This window comes from Pantoea sp. Nvir (assembly GCF_009829915.1).
GTDB lineage: Bacteria > Pseudomonadota > Gammaproteobacteria > Enterobacterales > Enterobacteriaceae > Pantoea.
This window is the reverse complement of sequence record NZ_SZZW01000003.1, coordinates 1-14,824: the sequence shown is the minus strand read 5'-3', so window position 1 is coordinate 14,824 and position 14,824 is coordinate 1. Positions and strand designations below refer to the sequence as shown.

The following is a 14,824-nucleotide window of genomic DNA, read 5'->3' as shown; positions in this document are numbered from 1 at the left end:
AGTTATATGAAAATATATTTAAACCTAGGAATTTAATACTTCTAAGAAGGCTGCTTTATGTGTTGTAAGATATGGCAGCCGAAATAGGCCATCGTCAATAGCAGTGCACCGCTACAGTTAAACCAAACTATACGCCGACCACGCCAGCCTTCATGATAATGTCCCCAAAGTAAAACGATGTAAACGAACCAAGCGAGAATTGAGAGCATAGCCTTATCCACGTTCTCAATGCTGAAAAGATTACGCCTATAAAATAAGCCCGTGCATACTAGTAATAGTGTCAGTAGTACCATACCAATCTGAATAATATGAAACATTTTACGTTCAATACTCAACAGAGGGGGCATATTTTGGGTAAAAATAAGTTTCTTATTCTTGAGCTGATAGTCGATCCATGCCACTTGTAGTGCATAAAGTGCTGCAATAATTAAAGTCGCGTAGGCGAACAGAGAAAGACTAATATGGATTATCATAGTTGGCGTAACTTTAAGATTGGTAATAAACACATTGGTCAAAAAAGTGATAAAAACTAGATTGATTAGTGCAAAACTGTAAACTATCGTCAGTAGTATCCAGCTGTTATTACATAATGCCATATTATTGATTATGGCATAGATAAGCAAGTTGACCAATAAATAGATACTTTGCAAACTTATATTTTTTCTATGTCAACGATTAAGATCCACTGTAGCATTACTACGTGCGCCATTAGCAAAACACAGGAAGAGAACACTGCCATTAGTGGCCAGGGACTAGTCAAACAAATAACAGTATAGCGTAGGTGGAAGTCACCATTAAATGATGTAAAGAGTACTTCCAGATATTGTCTAGCTTTGTGTTATAATACCGTAACCTTATGCACTTCAAGGGTAACGCGAGTTTCCGAGTGAAAAATAATGTTTGAAAATTTAACTAATCGTTTTACGCGTATCCTGAGTAATATTAGCCATTGCGGAAGACTGACTGAGGATAATATTAAGAATACCCTACGTGAAGTGCGTATAGCGCTGCTTGAAGCAGACGTCGCGCTGTTAGTGGTACGTGAATTTATTCACCGTGTGAAAGAGCGCGCAATAGGTCAAGATATTAACAAGAGCCTAACACCAGGACAAGAGTTTATTAAAATAGTTCGCAACGAACTAGTCGAAGCAATGGGATTAAAAAATAATGCTCTTAACCTATCCGTACAGCCTCCGGCAGTGGTCTTGATGACAGGTATGCAGGGTTCAGGTAAAACCACCAGCCTTGGCAAACTAGGTAAATTACTACATGAAAAGCATAAAAAGAAAGTATTAGTTGTTTCTGTAGACGTTTATCGCCCGGCGGCAATTAAACAACTTGAAGTTCTTGTACAACAAATTGGTGTAGGTTTTTTCCCTTCAGATATCAGCCAAAAACCGGTGGAAATTGTTAAGAACGCGCTGAAAGCGGCTACGCTGCAGTTTTATGATGTACTATTGGTGGATACCGCTGGTCGTCTACATATTGATGAAGAGATGATGGTCGAGATCAAGCAGGTACATGCTGTCATTAATCCAGTAGAGACACTATTTGTGGTAGACGCCATGACTGGTCAAGATGCGGCGAATACTGCCAAAGCCTTTAATGATGTCCTACCACTGACTGGTGTAATCCTAACTAAGGTAGATGGAGATGCGCGTGGTGGTGCCGCGCTATCAATTCGACATATTACCGGTAAACCGATTAAATTTGTTGGTATAGGCGAGACAATCGACGCACTGGAGCCTTTTTATCCTGATCGTATCGCTTCGCGCATTCTCGGCATGGGGGACGTCCTGTCGCTTATTGAAGATATCGAAAGCAAAGTTAACCATGATCAGGCTGAAAAGTTTGCGAGAAAATTAAAAAGTGGTGATGAATTCGATCTCAACGATTTTTTTGAGCAGCTTAAGCAAATGCGCAAAATTGGAGGTATGGCGAACTTAGTTTGCAAATTACCTGGTATGGGTCAATTATCAGACAATGTAAAATCACAGATAGACGATAAGATACTATTACGCATGGAGGCGATCATTAACTCCATGACGAGCAAAGAACGCAAGAAACCGGAGATCATTAAAGGCTCACGCAAACGCAGAATTGCTACTGGTTGTGGCATGCAAGTATGGGAAGTTAATCGCTTGCTTAAGCAGTTTGATGATATGCAACGCATGATGAAGAAAATGAAGAAGGGTGGCATGGTAAAAATGATGCGCAGTATGAAAGGTATGATGCCAATAAGATTTCCTGAAAATTAAAAGCTAGAAAAGAAAGGTTATGTCCACAGGTTGTTTTTTACGTCGAAATGAGTAGAATTATTGAGTTTTTATAGCATTTGGCCAGCGTTATTCATAGGAGGGCTAGGTGTTTTGTTGATTGAAGAGGATGTTATTATGGTGACAATTCGTTTAGCGCGTCACGGTGTAAAAAAGCGTCCGTTTTATCAGGTCGTCGTCACTGAGAGCCGCAATGCACGTAACGGTAGTTTCATTGAGCGCGTTGGCTTCTTTAACCCGATAGCTTCTGGTAAGGCAGAAAGTTTGCATCTGGATCTAGACCGCATCGAGCACTGGATTGGCCAAGGTGCTATTCTTTCTGAACGTGTTCAAGTGTTAATCAAAAAAGGAGTAAAAAAATAACTATTCTAGTACGTTGGTGGGTATGAGCGAAGAGTTCACCACACAGCTTCCTATAATAAAGCCCATTATTCTGGGCAAAATTGGTTCAGCTTATGGTATTCGTGGTTGGCTAAAAGTATTTTCTTCCACTGAAAAGGCCGAAAATATTTTCGGATACCAGCCTTGGTTTATCCATGACTGCGGGAAATGGCTACGGCTCGAATTAGAAAGTTGGAGATGCCAAAATCGGCACTTTATTATTAAAGTCCAAGGTATTAACGATAGGGACGCGGCGGCGATGTTGACTAATTATGAAATTATGGTCGATTCGACGCAATTTATAGATTTAAATGATGGTGATTACTACTGGAAAGACCTGATAGGCTGCCAAGTATTTAATATTGACGGTCACAAAATGGGTAAAGTTATTGATTTGATAGAAACTGGTTCTAACGACGTTATTGTTGTCGAGGCAAGCTCTAGGGATGTATTTGGTGTGCAAAAAAGATTAATACCGTTTCTTGATGGAAAGGTTATCAAAAAAGTCGATCTTGTTACTGGCTTTATTACAGTAGATTGGGATCCTAATTTTTGATCTTTGAATTCAAGGTAAATAATGGCGGAAACGATGTGGATTGGTATTATTAGCTTGTTTCCAAATATGTTTGTTGCTGTTACTGATTACGGAGTAACTGGTCGGGCTATAAAAAATGGCTTACTTAGAATCGAGAGTTGGAACCCTCGTGATTTTGCTTGCGACAAGTATCGCACGGTGGATGAACGTCCTTACGGTGGCGGTCCGGGAATGCTGATGATGGTGTACCCATTACGAGCTGCTATTCGCGCAGCGAAAGCGGCAGCAGGTAATAATAAAGCTAGGGTAATATATCTATCACCTCAGGGACGTAAACTTGAACAACAGAGCGTTTGCGAATTGGCGAAGCAGCAGAAATTAATTCTGGTTTGTGGCCGTTATGAAGGTATTGATGAACGGGTTATTCATGCCGAAATTGACGAAGAGTGGTCAATAGGAGACTATGTGCTCAGTGGTGGTGAGCTACCGGCTATGACGATGATTGATGCGATTGCTCGGATAATTCCTGGTGTTCTAGGTAAGCAGGCGTCTGCCGATCAGGATTCATTCTCTAAGGGATTATTGGACTGTCCACACTACACTCGACCTGAAGTACTGGAAGGAATGGCTGTACCGGCGGTATTGCTGTCCGGTAACCATGCAGAGATTAGTCGTTGGCGCCTGAAACAATCACTAGGTAGAACTTGGCTAAGAAGGCCAGAACTTCTGGAAAGCATTGTTCTAACTGAAGAACAAAAAACACTGCTAAAATTGTTCCAATTGGAACATCAGCAACAAAAAGATAAGGTGGTAAATTAATTTTGCACCACTATTATCAGCCTACCCAAGATAAGAGATTGAGTCATGAGTCATGTTATCAAGCAACTTGAACAAAAGCAAATGAAACCACACTTACCTTCCTTCCGTCCTGGTGATACAGTTGAAGTGAAAGTATGGGTCGTTGAAGGTTCTAAAAAACGTCTGCAAGCATTCGAGGGTGTGGTTATCGCTATTCGTAACCGCGGTCTGCACTCTGCATTTACTGTTCGTAAATTTTCTAACGGCACAGGCGTTGAGCGTATTTTTCAAACTCACTCTCCAATCATTGATGACATTGCGGTTAAACGTCGCGGTGCTGTGCGTAAAGCTAAATTGTACTACCTTCGTGAGCGTACTGGTAAATCAGCTCGTATTAAAGAGCGTCTTAACTAAGTATCGTTTTCAGGATATCTACTAAAAGTCAACATTAAGAAAGGGCCATCATAATACTAGCCCCTGCCCTTGTTATCGTGATAATTAGTAGAAAATAAAAAATTATGATGGATAAATTCTATATAAGAATAACATCGTCTCTTAGCAAGAGATCAGGAATAGAAATGAAGGAAAATATTGGTTTTGGTAAAAGTAGCAAGGTAGACAGAGATAGATATTCGCATAATGAGGAACGCGGTAAAAAATAATTAACAGAATAGTTAATTACGATAGTAATAGTATGTGTGTTGGATTGCTTGTTTTACGGCCTCTCTGAAAGAGACATTCACTTTCAGAGAGGCATTCACTGCATAACAAGAAAAAAGGATAGTGGCTATGCAAAAAGACGCACTGAACAATGTGCATATCGCTGATGAACAGATTTTAATTACTCCTGAAGAACTAAAAGCGAAATTTCCATTAAATCTTCAACAAGAAGAGCAGATTGCTGCATCACGTCAAATAATTTCCAATATCATTGCAGGGCGTGATCCGCGCCTGTTGGTAGTATGTGGACCGTGTTCAATCCATGATATAGAAGCAGCACTAGATTACGCTCATCGCCTAGAAGATCTTTCTGAAAGATTGAAGGATCAGCTATATATTGTCATGAGAGTCTATTTTGAAAAACCTCGTACCACCATTGGTTGGAAAGGATTAATTAATGATCCATATATGAATAACTCGTTTGATATGGAAGCAGGTTTGCACATTGCGCGTCAACTGCTAGTGAATTTGGTAAAAATAGGTCTACCTCTTGCGACTGAGGCGCTCGATCCTAATAGTCCCCAATATCTTGGCGATTTATTTAGCTGGTCGGCTATCGGTGCACGTACTACTGAATCGCAAACGCATCGTGAGATGGCATCGGGGCTTTCCATGCCGGTCGGCTTTAAGAACAGCACTGACGGTAGTCTTGATACTTCTATTAATGCAATGCGTGCTGCTGCCATGCCACACCGTTTCGTTGGTATCAACCAGGCAGGTCAGGTATGCCTCCTACAAACTCAGGGTAATCCTGACTGTCACGTTATCCTGCGCGGTGGGAAATCCCCAAACTATAGTCCCCGAGATGTGGCACAGTGCGAAAAGGAGATGCTCAAAGCAGGACTACGCCCTGCTTTGATGATAGATTGCAGTCATGGTAATTCTGACAAAGACTACCGTCGCCAGCCTAGTGTGGCCGAATCAGTGATGGCTCAGATAAACGATGGAAATTGTTCAATTATTGGTCTCATGCTAGAGAGCCATATCTATGAAGGCAATCAATCTTCCGAGCAAGCACGCGACAAAATGAAATATGGTGTTTCCGTGACAGATGCTTGTATCAACTGGGAAACTACCGAAATGCTTCTGTGCAAAATACACCAAACTTTACAGGCAGTTCTGCCAGATCGATTGTTACATGGAGTATAATAGGGAATGGTAGCTGAACTAACTGCGTTGCGTGATCAAATCGATACCTTAGATAAATCACTTTTAAATCTACTGGCAAAACGCCTGAAACTAGTAGCGGAAGTGGGTAAAATAAAAAGCTGCTTCGGTTTGCCTGTTTATGTGCCCGAACGTGAAGCGTCAATGCTGGCTTTACGTCGTAAAGAAGCGGAGGTACTCGGTGTTCCACCCGATCTAATTGAAGACTTATTGCGTCGTGTTATGCGAGAATCCTACACTAATGAAAATGATAAAGGATTCAAGAAGATAAATCCTGATCTTCGTTCAGTAGTGATTATCGGTGGTAAAGGGAAGATGGGAAGTTTATTTGCTCGTATGCTGACATTGTCAGGCTATTGTGTCCAGTTGCTAGATAAAAATGACTGGGATCGGGCTGATACACTGTTGAGTAATGCCGGTATGGTGATTATTAGTGTTCCTATTTATATTACGGTACAAGTAATTGCACAGCTCCCATCTCTTCCAGAAGACTGTATTCTTATTGATTTGGCGTCAGTAAAAAATGCCCCTTTGCACGCAATGTTAGCTGTACATTCAGGTCCTGTACTTGGTCTACATCCTATGTTCGGTTCAGATATTGAAAATCTAGCAAAACAGGTCGTGGTGTGGTGCGATGGACGTCAGCCTGAAGCTTACCAGTGGTTCCTTGAGCAGATTCGGGTCTGGGGTGCTCGGTTACATCGTATTAGCGCCGCAGAGCACGATCAACATATGGCCTTTATCCAGGCGTTACGTCACTTTACGACATTCGCTTATGGGTTTCATTTATCGGAAGAAAATGTTGATCTCGATCAATTGCTTGCGCTTTCATCACCGATTTATCGGCTAGAACTGGCAATGGTAGGTCGCCTATTTGCTCAGGATCCTCAGCTCTACGCAGATATTATCATGTCTTCGAAAAATAACTTGGCTCTTATCAAACGTTATTACCAGCGTTGCGGTGAAGCGATCACATTACTGGAGAGAGGAGATAAACAGGGATTTATCGACATGTTCAACAGTGTCGAACACTGGTTTGGCAATCACGCTAAACGTTTTATGGTCGAAAGCAGCAGCTTGCTGCGCACCGCTAATGACAGTCGTTTATAAAATAAGTACTGTTCTATATCTTTTAACAATTCAGTGCTATTATTTTCTATGTGGGTCAACAGCAACAACATTGTCACTGGGATAGCATCCTAGTACCTTCAGCGTACGGGTCAAGCATTTGAGTTCCTGTAATGCCAGTTGTAGGCTTTCCGATTCCACATTACCTTGAATGTCAATGTAAAACATTTCTTCCCAGGGGTTATCGTTAATTGGTCGTGACTCAAGTTTGCTCATTATTAATTTATGCTTGCGTAGTACCAGTAGTGCTTCAACTAGCGCGCCTGCTTGCTGGCCTGTCACCATTAGTAGGGTTGTTTTAGCTGGTATCTGATTAGATACTGTGATTGATTTACGGGCTAGTATAATAAAGCGTGTATGGTTTTGTTTCTTATTTGCCAGATGACGCTTTAGTACTCGTAAATCATATAGCTCTCCACCAGCTTCGCTGCCCAAAGCGGCTGCTTTTGGTAAGTGTAATGTAGCTACCTTTTCCATTGCAGCGGCAGTGCTTTCCGTATATCTGATTTCCCAGTGCGGGAAACGATTAATAAACTGGCTACACTGCTGGAAAGGTTGTGGATGACTATAGACGATTTCAATTTGCTGTAAATCGGTGTTACCTACTACTAAGATACAATGATCAATGGACTGTGTTAACTCACCAATAATAGAGAGGCTAGTTTGCTGTAGCAGGTCATAAACATCGTTAATAGATCCGGAACTAGTATTTTCGATCGGTAATACTGCATAATCCGCTTGGCTATTTTCCACCTGATGAATAACATCTTGAAACTTGAGACAACTAATCTCTACGATATTCTTGAAGTGCCGTGCGGCATACTGACGCGCAGAAATATGCGAATAGGAGCCTTTAGGTCCCAAAAAAGCGATTCGTGCTGCCAACGTATTTGTATGATTTACATTCTTTTGTACTAACGCCTGCTGTGTTAAGACAGAATCTTCAATAATTTGTTGAAATAACCGTGTTATATAGTGCTCATCTAGCTGATGTTTCTTACCAAGCAGGACCAGATTTGCTAATAGCTTACGTTCACGTTCTATGTTGCGTATTGGTTGATGTGTAACTAGTTTTATTTGAGCAATTTTTACTGCTATTGTACGACGCTCCGCTAGTAACATCAGAATTTTTTCATCAACAGAGCTGATTTTGTCACGCAGTGCTAGTAAAGGATCATTGAGGTTCATAGAGCTTGCCCTCTAGTATAAGATAAGACTAATGACAAAGCCTCCCAGCTGGGAGGCTTTGTCATTAGTCTTATCTATCGTTTTCGTACAAAGAACCACTTCCCATCAGAGCAAGGTAAAAAAGAAGAAAGTTAAGGAAAACAGCAAAAAATTCATGATGATCTCCATTCAAAAAGCGATCTGAGATTATAGGTACTGCATTAAGGCTGTCAATAAAAAAAGGCGCTTAAAAGCTCGTTAATCTTAACTGACAGATGAGAAGATTTTAACGCTGGTTGCTGCTCTACGGGCTTCTGGTTTGTGCTGAACTTTGTTTAACTGCCGCTCAAGTTTGCTGCTAAGGTCGTTAATGGCGGTATACATATCTTCGTGTTTAGCTCTGGCAATAAGTGTTCCGTTCGGCGTATTAATAGTAGCATCAGCTACAAATTCTTTAGAAGCCTTAGAAATTACGATGTGCGGATTGATGAGATGAGTTTGCCATTTTTCTAGTTTTGCGAAACGATCTCCAATATGGTTTCGGATAGCTGCAGTAATCTCCATTTGTTTGCTAGTGATATTTATAATCATAAATCTACCTCTCTGTTATTTCGATCCAGGTAGATCCAGAATAACGGTCTGAAGAATGAAGTGTGTGATTTTTATCACTAAAGAGTGTCACTTTTTGTTAATGTGAACAATTTGTAAAAAAACAGGTAATGTACAGTAAAAAATAAACTGATATATTACACTGGTAATAATTTTAAAGATCAGCAGATGGCTTTCTAATAGAAAAATAGGACTTTTTCTCTTTAATTATAAGATGTTGTTAAATGAAGTATTCTATCAATTTTTGATTTTTAATACGCTTACTTCAAAAGTGCGCTGTTAGCAGCAATAATCTTTGCAACTTTATCTGCTTCTTCATTAAGCTGTAATTCACGATAAGCATTTTCCATTAGGGGAAGCGCATCGCGTGTAGCCTGTGTATCTAGGTAGTCACGCATCATGCCTTCAACACGATTAACAACTGCTACATAAGCTTTGCGCCTAGTATAGAACTGCGCCACCAAGAGTTCATGTTTTGCTAGACGATTTTTCAAATAGACTAGACGTTTCCGTGCGTCGGTTGCATACTGACTGTTTGGATATTTGTGTATCAGTTGAGAAAAATCACGAAATGCGTCGCGAACTTGAGTTGGATCAATATCGGAATTATCAATATTTAACAAACGTAATAGTAATCCATTATTTTGGTACATGTTTATCACGCCTCGCATATAAATCACATAGTCCAGGTTCGGATGATCTGGATGCAGATTTATGAATCGCTCTATTTCTTCTTTCGCTAATAACATATCTGTGATTTTGTAGTAAGCATAGATTAATTCTAGTTGTGTCTGCTGAGCATAGATACTAAAAGGATAATATTTATCTACATTTTCTAGGTACTTAATTGCTTCCCTAAAGTTACCCATATGCAGATTTACTAGAGCTTTAGCATAAATGTCGGAAGGCTGTAGATTCAGTAAAGTACTTGTTGAGATAGTACATCCTACAAGATTTAGCATCATTAAAACAGCAACCACCAGATATTTTACATACTTCATAGCGAAAATAATTACCCTCATATCATTATGGTGATGACTGTCTGTCATAATTTCAGGTAATGACCGTATATAACCATACGTTATATTAAATGGCATCATCGTAAAAATTTCACTTCAAAAAAATAAGCTATATATGGTACAACAAGTTCAATTCACTGCAATAGTATCCCAATCCCAGCTGGGACAACGCTTAGACCAAGCTTTAGCAGAATTATTTCCTGATTATTCAAGATCATGCATAAAAAAATGGATCCTTAACCGCCAAGTTAACGTGAATGGCAGGGTCATCGATAAACCTAAAAAGAAAGTTTTAAGCGGCCAGCAGGTCACTATTCATGTCGAAATCCAAGAAAAACCTTTTTTAATACCACAAAACATTACGTTAAACATTGTTTATGAAGACGATGATATAGTAGTGATCAACAAGCCGCGTAACTTGGTCGTGCATCCCGGCTTTAGTAATCCTGATGGTACTATATTAAATGCCCTGCTTTACCATTATCCTGCCATTGCTCACGTACCTCGCGCTGGTATCGTGCATCGTTTGGATAAAGATACTACTGGGCTGATGGTGGTAGCAAAAACCATACTGGCGCAGATGCGCTTAGTGGAAATGCTACATCTACGCGAAATTACCCGCGAATACGAAGCAGTAGCTATTGGCACTATAACGATGAGCGGGAAGGTGGACTTTCCTATACTCCGTCATTCAACAAAGCGCACACATATGGCGGTACATCTGGCTGGCAAACCTGCAGTAACCCACTATCGTATTATAGAGCATTTCCGTGCACATACTCGTTTACGTCTTCGTCTCGAAACAGGTCGTACACATCAAATTCGAGTACATATGCTGTATATCAACCATCCTTTGGTGGGTGATCAGTTTTACGGTGGCTACCACTGTCCGCCAAAAGGTGCGTCGAAGCAACTAATTGAGACGCTGCGCACTTTTAATCGTCAGTGCCTGCATGCCACTATGCTACGCTTCTATCATCCGATTACCGGAATAAAAATAGAGTTGCACGCACCGCTGCCTCAGGATATGTTGGAACTAATTAGAGTGCTTAAAGTGGACTCTAAAGAATTTCACAATCGGCTGGATTAATAAATATAAAGCTGTTTTTTTCTACTAATGTTCGTGCCTGTTTTAATTGCACATATAGATAGCTGTAAGTCTGCTTGTTTGATGCGTTGAATTTAGTCATTAATATCAGAGATGATCTGGTGCACCTGGGGTGTTACTCGTACCACCATCAGCGCTCACTTACAAGAAATATCCTATTAGCTAAAGTAAGATACCATGCACACAAAACAGTACAGTACTATTGCTTAATTTCCTCTAAAACACGATTGGCAGCTCATCTTATACGATGAGTGAGTACTGCATGATATGGGAAAAGATGTATATATGTGGTAGGAGTTTCCCTAGATATAAAATATTAGCTATATTTTACATCTAGTTGTAGAATATAGCTTATTTTAGTTAGGTCCAATATCTATACATAACATAGGGAAGAAGAGTTTATTTTGTACTAAAAATAGTGTATTTCATTCTTTCATGTCATGAAAGAATGACGAGCATATTATGGATTATTTAATCCAACTGAGATAACCTTGTGACCTAAGGTTGCTGTTAACAGTGATTTTTTTATTCATCAATCAGGTTATTAACCTTGAAAAGGTTAGGGATGACCTTATCTCAATCTCAATGAATGAATTTTGTGAACTGTCGCAGGAGTTATCATGCGTTTGGATCGTCTTACCCACAAATTCCAACTGGCCCTTGCCGATGCGCAGTCCTTTGCTTTAGGACGTGACAACCAATTTATTGACCCTTTACATCTGATGAGTGCTCTGCTTAGTCAGGAAGGCGGAACAGTGCGTCCTTTGCTATCTTCTGTAGGGATTAATGTCACGTCCCTACGCAATAATATTGAACAAGCCATTAGCCGTTTACCACAGATAGAAGGCAACGCAGGTGATGTGCAACTTTCTGCTGATCTAGTTCGCGTCCTTAACCTATGCGATAAATTGGCTCAGAAGCGCAAAGATAACTTTATTTCATCTGAGCTTTTTGTTCTAGCGTCTCTTGAGTCACGTAGCTTTTTAGCTGATTTGCTAAAATCTGCTGGAGCGAATACTGACAATATTACCAAAGCCATTGAACATTTGCGTGGGGGAGACAACATGGAAGATCAAGGTGCTGAAGAAAAGCGTCAGACATTAAAGAAATACACTATTGATCTGACCGAACGTGCTGAGCAGGGCAAACTCGATCCAGTAATTGGACGTGACGAAGAGATCCGTCGCACTATTCAGGTACTACAGCGCCGTACAAAAAATAACCCAGTGCTTATTGGTGAACCGGGCGTAGGTAAAACTGCAATTGTTGAGGGGCTGGCACAGCGCATTATTAACGGTGAAGTACCTGAAGGCCTGAAAGGCCGACGCGTACTGGCGCTGGATATGAGCTCATTGGTGGCAGGCGCGAAATATCGTGGTGATTTTGAAGAACGCCTGAAAGGGGTGCTCAATGAGCTGATTAAACAAGAAGGGAATATTATCTTATTTATCGATGAGTTGCATATTATGGTGGGAGCAGGTAAAGCTGATGGAGCGATGGATGCTGGCAACATGTTGAAACCAGCTTTAGCACGAGGTGAACTTCATTGCGTCGGGGCAACAACTTTAGACGAGTACCGCCAGTATATTGAAAAAGATGCAGCGCTGGAACGTCGTTTTCAAAAAGTGTATGTTGTTGAGCCAAGTGTGGAAGATACTATTGCGATTCTACGGGGACTAAAAGAACGATATGAGCTGCATCATCATGTTCAGATAACTAACCAAGCTATTCTTGCAGCAGCTACCTTATCTCACCGATATATAGCTGATCGTCAGCTTCCGGATAAAGCCATAGACTTGATTGACGAGGCCGCTTCTAGTATTCGTTTGCAAATAGATTCTAAGCCGGAAGCGTTGGATAGGCTCGAGCGGCGTATTATTCAACTGAAGCTGGAGCAGCAGGCACTGAAGAAAGAATCTGACGACTCTAGCATTAAGCGTCTAAAAGTTATAGAAAGCGAACTTGAGCAGAAAGAACGTGAATACTTAGCACTGGAAGAAGAATGGAAAGCGGAAAAAGCATCTCTCTCTGGCACACAAAATATTAAAGCAGAGTTAGAACAAGCACGCTTGTCGTTGGAGCAGGCACGTCGTATTAGCGATTTAACCCAGATGTCCGAATTGCAATATGGTAAGATCCCGGCATTAGAAAAACAGCTGACAGCTGCAACGCAGTCTGAAGATAATGCCATGAAATTACTACGAAACCGCGTAACTGACATAGAGATTGCTGACGTACTATCGCGCTGGACAGGTATCCCTATGGCACGCATGATGGAGGGTGAGCGTGATAAATTGTTGCGTATAGAGCAGGAGTTACATACACGTGTAATTGCTCAGGACGAAGCTGTAGAAGCCGTATCCAATGCCATTCGTCGCAACCGTGCCGGTTTATCGGATCCCAATCGCCCAATAGGTTCATTTTTATTTTTGGGACCGACCGGCGTAGGTAAAACAGAACTTTGTAAAGCGCTAGCTAATTTTTTGTTTGATAGTGATAACGCGATGGTGCGTATCGATATGTCAGAGTTCATGGAAAAACATGCCGTATCGCGTCTGGTTGGTGCTCCGCCGGGATATATAGGATATGAAGAAGGGGGCTATCTAACGGAAGCAGTGCGTCGTCGTCCTTATTCGGTGATTTTACTGGACGAAGTGGAAAAGGCGCATCCGGATGTATTCAATATTTTATTGCAAGTACTAGATGATGGACGCCTAACAGATGGACAGGGCCATACTGTGGACTTTCGCAACACGGTAGTCATTATGACATCTAACTTAGGGTCCGATCTGATTCAGGAGCGTTTTGGAAAACTAAGCTACGGAGAAATGAAAAATGTAGTCATGAATGTGGTTGGCCATCATTTCCGTCCTGAGTTTGTTAACCGGATTGATGAAGTCGTAGTGTTCCACCTATTACGTGAACAACATATTTCTACTATTGCGCAAATTCAACTACAGAGTCTTTATAAGCGCCTAGATGAGCGCGGCTATCAGTTACATATCTCAAATGAAGCACTGAAACTATTAGGTGAAAAAGGCTATGATCCTATATACGGTGCGCGACCGCTAAAACGGGCTATTCAACAGCAAATTGAAAATCCGTTAGCACAGCAAATACTCTCCGGTCAGCTGATTCCAGGTAAAACAATTGAAATAGACGTTAGAAAGGGAGAAATTATTGCGCGTCAATAACTTTATAACGTAAGAAGGAGTTTACTGGTTCCTGTTGTAAATTAAAACTGATAAAATCATTTTATTTTATAGTTTAATATACTCACTAAATAAAAACGTACTTTTACTGACACTCGCGAAAGCTAACGGAGTATGATATTCAGGAGACTTAGCAGCTAAGTAACCCGGAGAAAATCTCTGAAAAAAGAGATTGACTCTGAAGAATAAAAGCGTAAGCTATGCTATCTCGCAGCATAGCCCGGCTCCTAACTGCGCCGCTCTTTAAAAATTTATCAGACAATTTGTGTGGGCACTCGTAAGACAGATATCGAAAGCCTTTAGGCTTTTAAAATATCAAGTCTCAAGAGTGAACACGTAATTCATTATGATGTTTAATACTCTGAGCATTAAACTTAAATTGAAGAGTTTGATCGTGGCTCAGATTGAACGCTAGCGGCAGGTCTAGCACATGCAAGTCGAACGGCAGGTCGACTATACTTATAGATTATAAGTCCGTAGTTCAAATCTATAAAGTCAAAATCGATAGTAATCATGGATTACAATGGTATAAAATGCTCACACAAATTGTCTGATAAAAAAGTAACAAGATGGCTGTGAAGTCGTGACGCATCATTGTTGTGTCCCCTTCGTCTAGCGGCCAAGGACACCGCCCTTTCACGGCGGTAACAGGGGTTCGAACCCCCTAGGGGACGCCATTTGCTTGGTAATAAGAATAGGTGTTT

At 40.8% G+C, this 14,824-nt stretch carries 12 protein-coding genes, 1 tRNA gene, 1 pseudogene and 1 other annotated feature; of the genes and pseudogenes, 10 read left to right on the top strand and 4 right to left on the bottom strand.

Annotated elements, in window-relative coordinates:
- Positions 1–41: 41 nt before the first annotated feature.
- A pseudogene (locus FD729_RS02970) lies at positions 42–748 on the bottom strand (inner membrane protein YpjD); the annotation flags it as partial.
- 148 nt (positions 749–896) lie between these two features.
- On the opposite strand from FD729_RS02970, the gene ffh reads away from it, so the two are divergent.
- The 7 genes from ffh to tyrA all read left to right on the top strand — a co-directional run bounded on the left by ffh (position 897) and on the right by tyrA (position 6,987).
- A complete protein-coding gene (ffh, locus tag FD729_RS02965) occupies positions 897–2,258 on the top strand; it encodes a signal recognition particle protein (RefSeq protein ID WP_159931803.1) in 1,362 nt (453 codons plus the stop codon).
- 135 nt (positions 2,259–2,393) lie between these two features.
- Complete coding sequence (gene rpsP, locus FD729_RS02960; RefSeq protein WP_159931883.1) at positions 2,394–2,639, top strand: 30S ribosomal protein S16; 246 nt, start codon at positions 2,394–2,396, stop codon at positions 2,637–2,639.
- 22 nt (positions 2,640–2,661) lie between these two features.
- On the top strand, positions 2,662–3,213 hold the full coding sequence (gene rimM, locus FD729_RS02955) for a ribosome maturation factor RimM (protein WP_159931802.1): 552 nt from the start codon (positions 2,662–2,664) through the stop codon (positions 3,211–3,213).
- 33 nt (positions 3,214–3,246) lie between these two features.
- On the top strand, positions 3,247–4,011 hold the full coding sequence (trmD, locus tag FD729_RS02950) for a tRNA (guanosine(37)-N1)-methyltransferase TrmD (RefSeq protein WP_159931882.1): 765 nt from the start codon (positions 3,247–3,249) through the stop codon (positions 4,009–4,011).
- A 45-nt stretch (positions 4,012–4,056) separates the two neighbouring features.
- Entirely contained in the window at positions 4,057–4,404 is a 348-nt protein-coding gene (rplS, locus tag FD729_RS02945; protein WP_159931801.1) for a 50S ribosomal protein L19, read from the top strand.
- A gap of 375 nt (positions 4,405–4,779) precedes the next feature.
- Complete coding sequence (locus tag FD729_RS02940; protein WP_159931800.1) at positions 4,780–5,859, top strand: 3-deoxy-7-phosphoheptulonate synthase; 1,080 nt, start codon at positions 4,780–4,782, stop codon at positions 5,857–5,859.
- Between the two features lie 6 nt (positions 5,860–5,865).
- Complete coding sequence (tyrA, locus tag FD729_RS02935) at positions 5,866–6,987, top strand: bifunctional chorismate mutase/prephenate dehydrogenase (protein ID WP_159931799.1); 1,122 nt, start codon at positions 5,866–5,868, stop codon at positions 6,985–6,987.
- A 39-nt stretch (positions 6,988–7,026) separates the two neighbouring features.
- Here tyrA and pheA read toward each other — a convergent pair whose 3' ends face one another.
- The 3 genes from pheA to bamD form a co-directional block, all read right to left on the bottom strand.
- Positions 7,027–8,193 carry a bifunctional chorismate mutase/prephenate dehydratase gene (gene pheA / locus FD729_RS02930; RefSeq protein WP_159931798.1) on the bottom strand — a complete coding sequence of 389 codons (1,167 nt, stop codon included), beginning with the start codon at positions 8,191–8,193 and terminating at the stop codon, positions 7,027–7,029.
- 30 nt (positions 8,194–8,223) lie between these two features.
- Positions 8,224–8,350 (bottom strand) — a sequence feature (Phe leader region).
- Between the two features lie 86 nt (positions 8,351–8,436).
- On the bottom strand, positions 8,437–8,763 hold the full coding sequence (gene raiA / locus FD729_RS02925; protein ID WP_159931797.1) for a ribosome-associated translation inhibitor RaiA: 327 nt from the start codon (positions 8,761–8,763) through the stop codon (positions 8,437–8,439).
- Between the two features lie 278 nt (positions 8,764–9,041).
- Positions 9,042–9,782, bottom strand: coding sequence for an outer membrane protein assembly factor BamD (gene bamD / locus FD729_RS02920; RefSeq protein WP_159931881.1), 741 nt, complete (start codon positions 9,780–9,782; stop codon positions 9,042–9,044).
- A 133-nt stretch (positions 9,783–9,915) separates the two neighbouring features.
- On the opposite strand from bamD, the gene rluD reads away from it, so the two are divergent.
- The 3 genes from rluD to FD729_RS02905 all read left to right on the top strand — a co-directional run bounded on the left by rluD (position 9,916) and on the right by FD729_RS02905 (position 14,797).
- Complete coding sequence (rluD, locus tag FD729_RS02915; RefSeq protein WP_159931796.1) at positions 9,916–10,890, top strand: 23S rRNA pseudouridine(1911/1915/1917) synthase RluD; 975 nt, start codon at positions 9,916–9,918, stop codon at positions 10,888–10,890.
- A 638-nt stretch (positions 10,891–11,528) separates the two neighbouring features.
- Positions 11,529–14,102 (top strand): ATP-dependent chaperone ClpB, encoded by a 2,574-nt coding sequence (clpB, locus tag FD729_RS02910; protein ID WP_159931795.1) that lies wholly within the window; start codon positions 11,529–11,531, stop codon positions 14,100–14,102.
- A 619-nt stretch (positions 14,103–14,721) separates the two neighbouring features.
- Positions 14,722–14,797: transfer RNA gene (locus FD729_RS02905), tRNA-Glu, on the top strand.
- Positions 14,798–14,824 lie beyond the last annotated feature (27 nt).

Coding starts and splice junctions, on each gene's coding strand:
- ffh (WP_159931803.1), top strand. CDS start 897: ATGTTTGAAAATTTAACTAATCGTTTTACGCGTATCCTGAGTAATATT.
- rpsP (WP_159931883.1), top strand. CDS start 2,394: ATGGTGACAATTCGTTTAGCGCGTCACGGTGTAAAAAAGCGTCCGTTT.
- rimM (WP_159931802.1), top strand. CDS start 2,662: ATGAGCGAAGAGTTCACCACACAGCTTCCTATAATAAAGCCCATTATT.
- trmD (WP_159931882.1), top strand. CDS start 3,247: ATGTGGATTGGTATTATTAGCTTGTTTCCAAATATGTTTGTTGCTGTT.
- rplS (WP_159931801.1), top strand. CDS start 4,057: ATGAGTCATGTTATCAAGCAACTTGAACAAAAGCAAATGAAACCACAC.
- FD729_RS02940 (WP_159931800.1), top strand. CDS start 4,780: ATGCAAAAAGACGCACTGAACAATGTGCATATCGCTGATGAACAGATT.
- tyrA (WP_159931799.1), top strand. CDS start 5,866: ATGGTAGCTGAACTAACTGCGTTGCGTGATCAAATCGATACCTTAGAT.
- pheA (WP_159931798.1), bottom strand. CDS start 8,193: ATGAACCTCAATGATCCTTTACTAGCACTGCGTGACAAAATCAGCTCT.
- raiA (WP_159931797.1), bottom strand. CDS start 8,763: ATGATTATAAATATCACTAGCAAACAAATGGAGATTACTGCAGCTATC.
- bamD (WP_159931881.1), bottom strand. CDS start 9,782: ATGAAGTATGTAAAATATCTGGTGGTTGCTGTTTTAATGATGCTAAAT.
- rluD (WP_159931796.1), top strand. CDS start 9,916: ATGGTACAACAAGTTCAATTCACTGCAATAGTATCCCAATCCCAGCTG.
- clpB (WP_159931795.1), top strand. CDS start 11,529: ATGCGTTTGGATCGTCTTACCCACAAATTCCAACTGGCCCTTGCCGAT.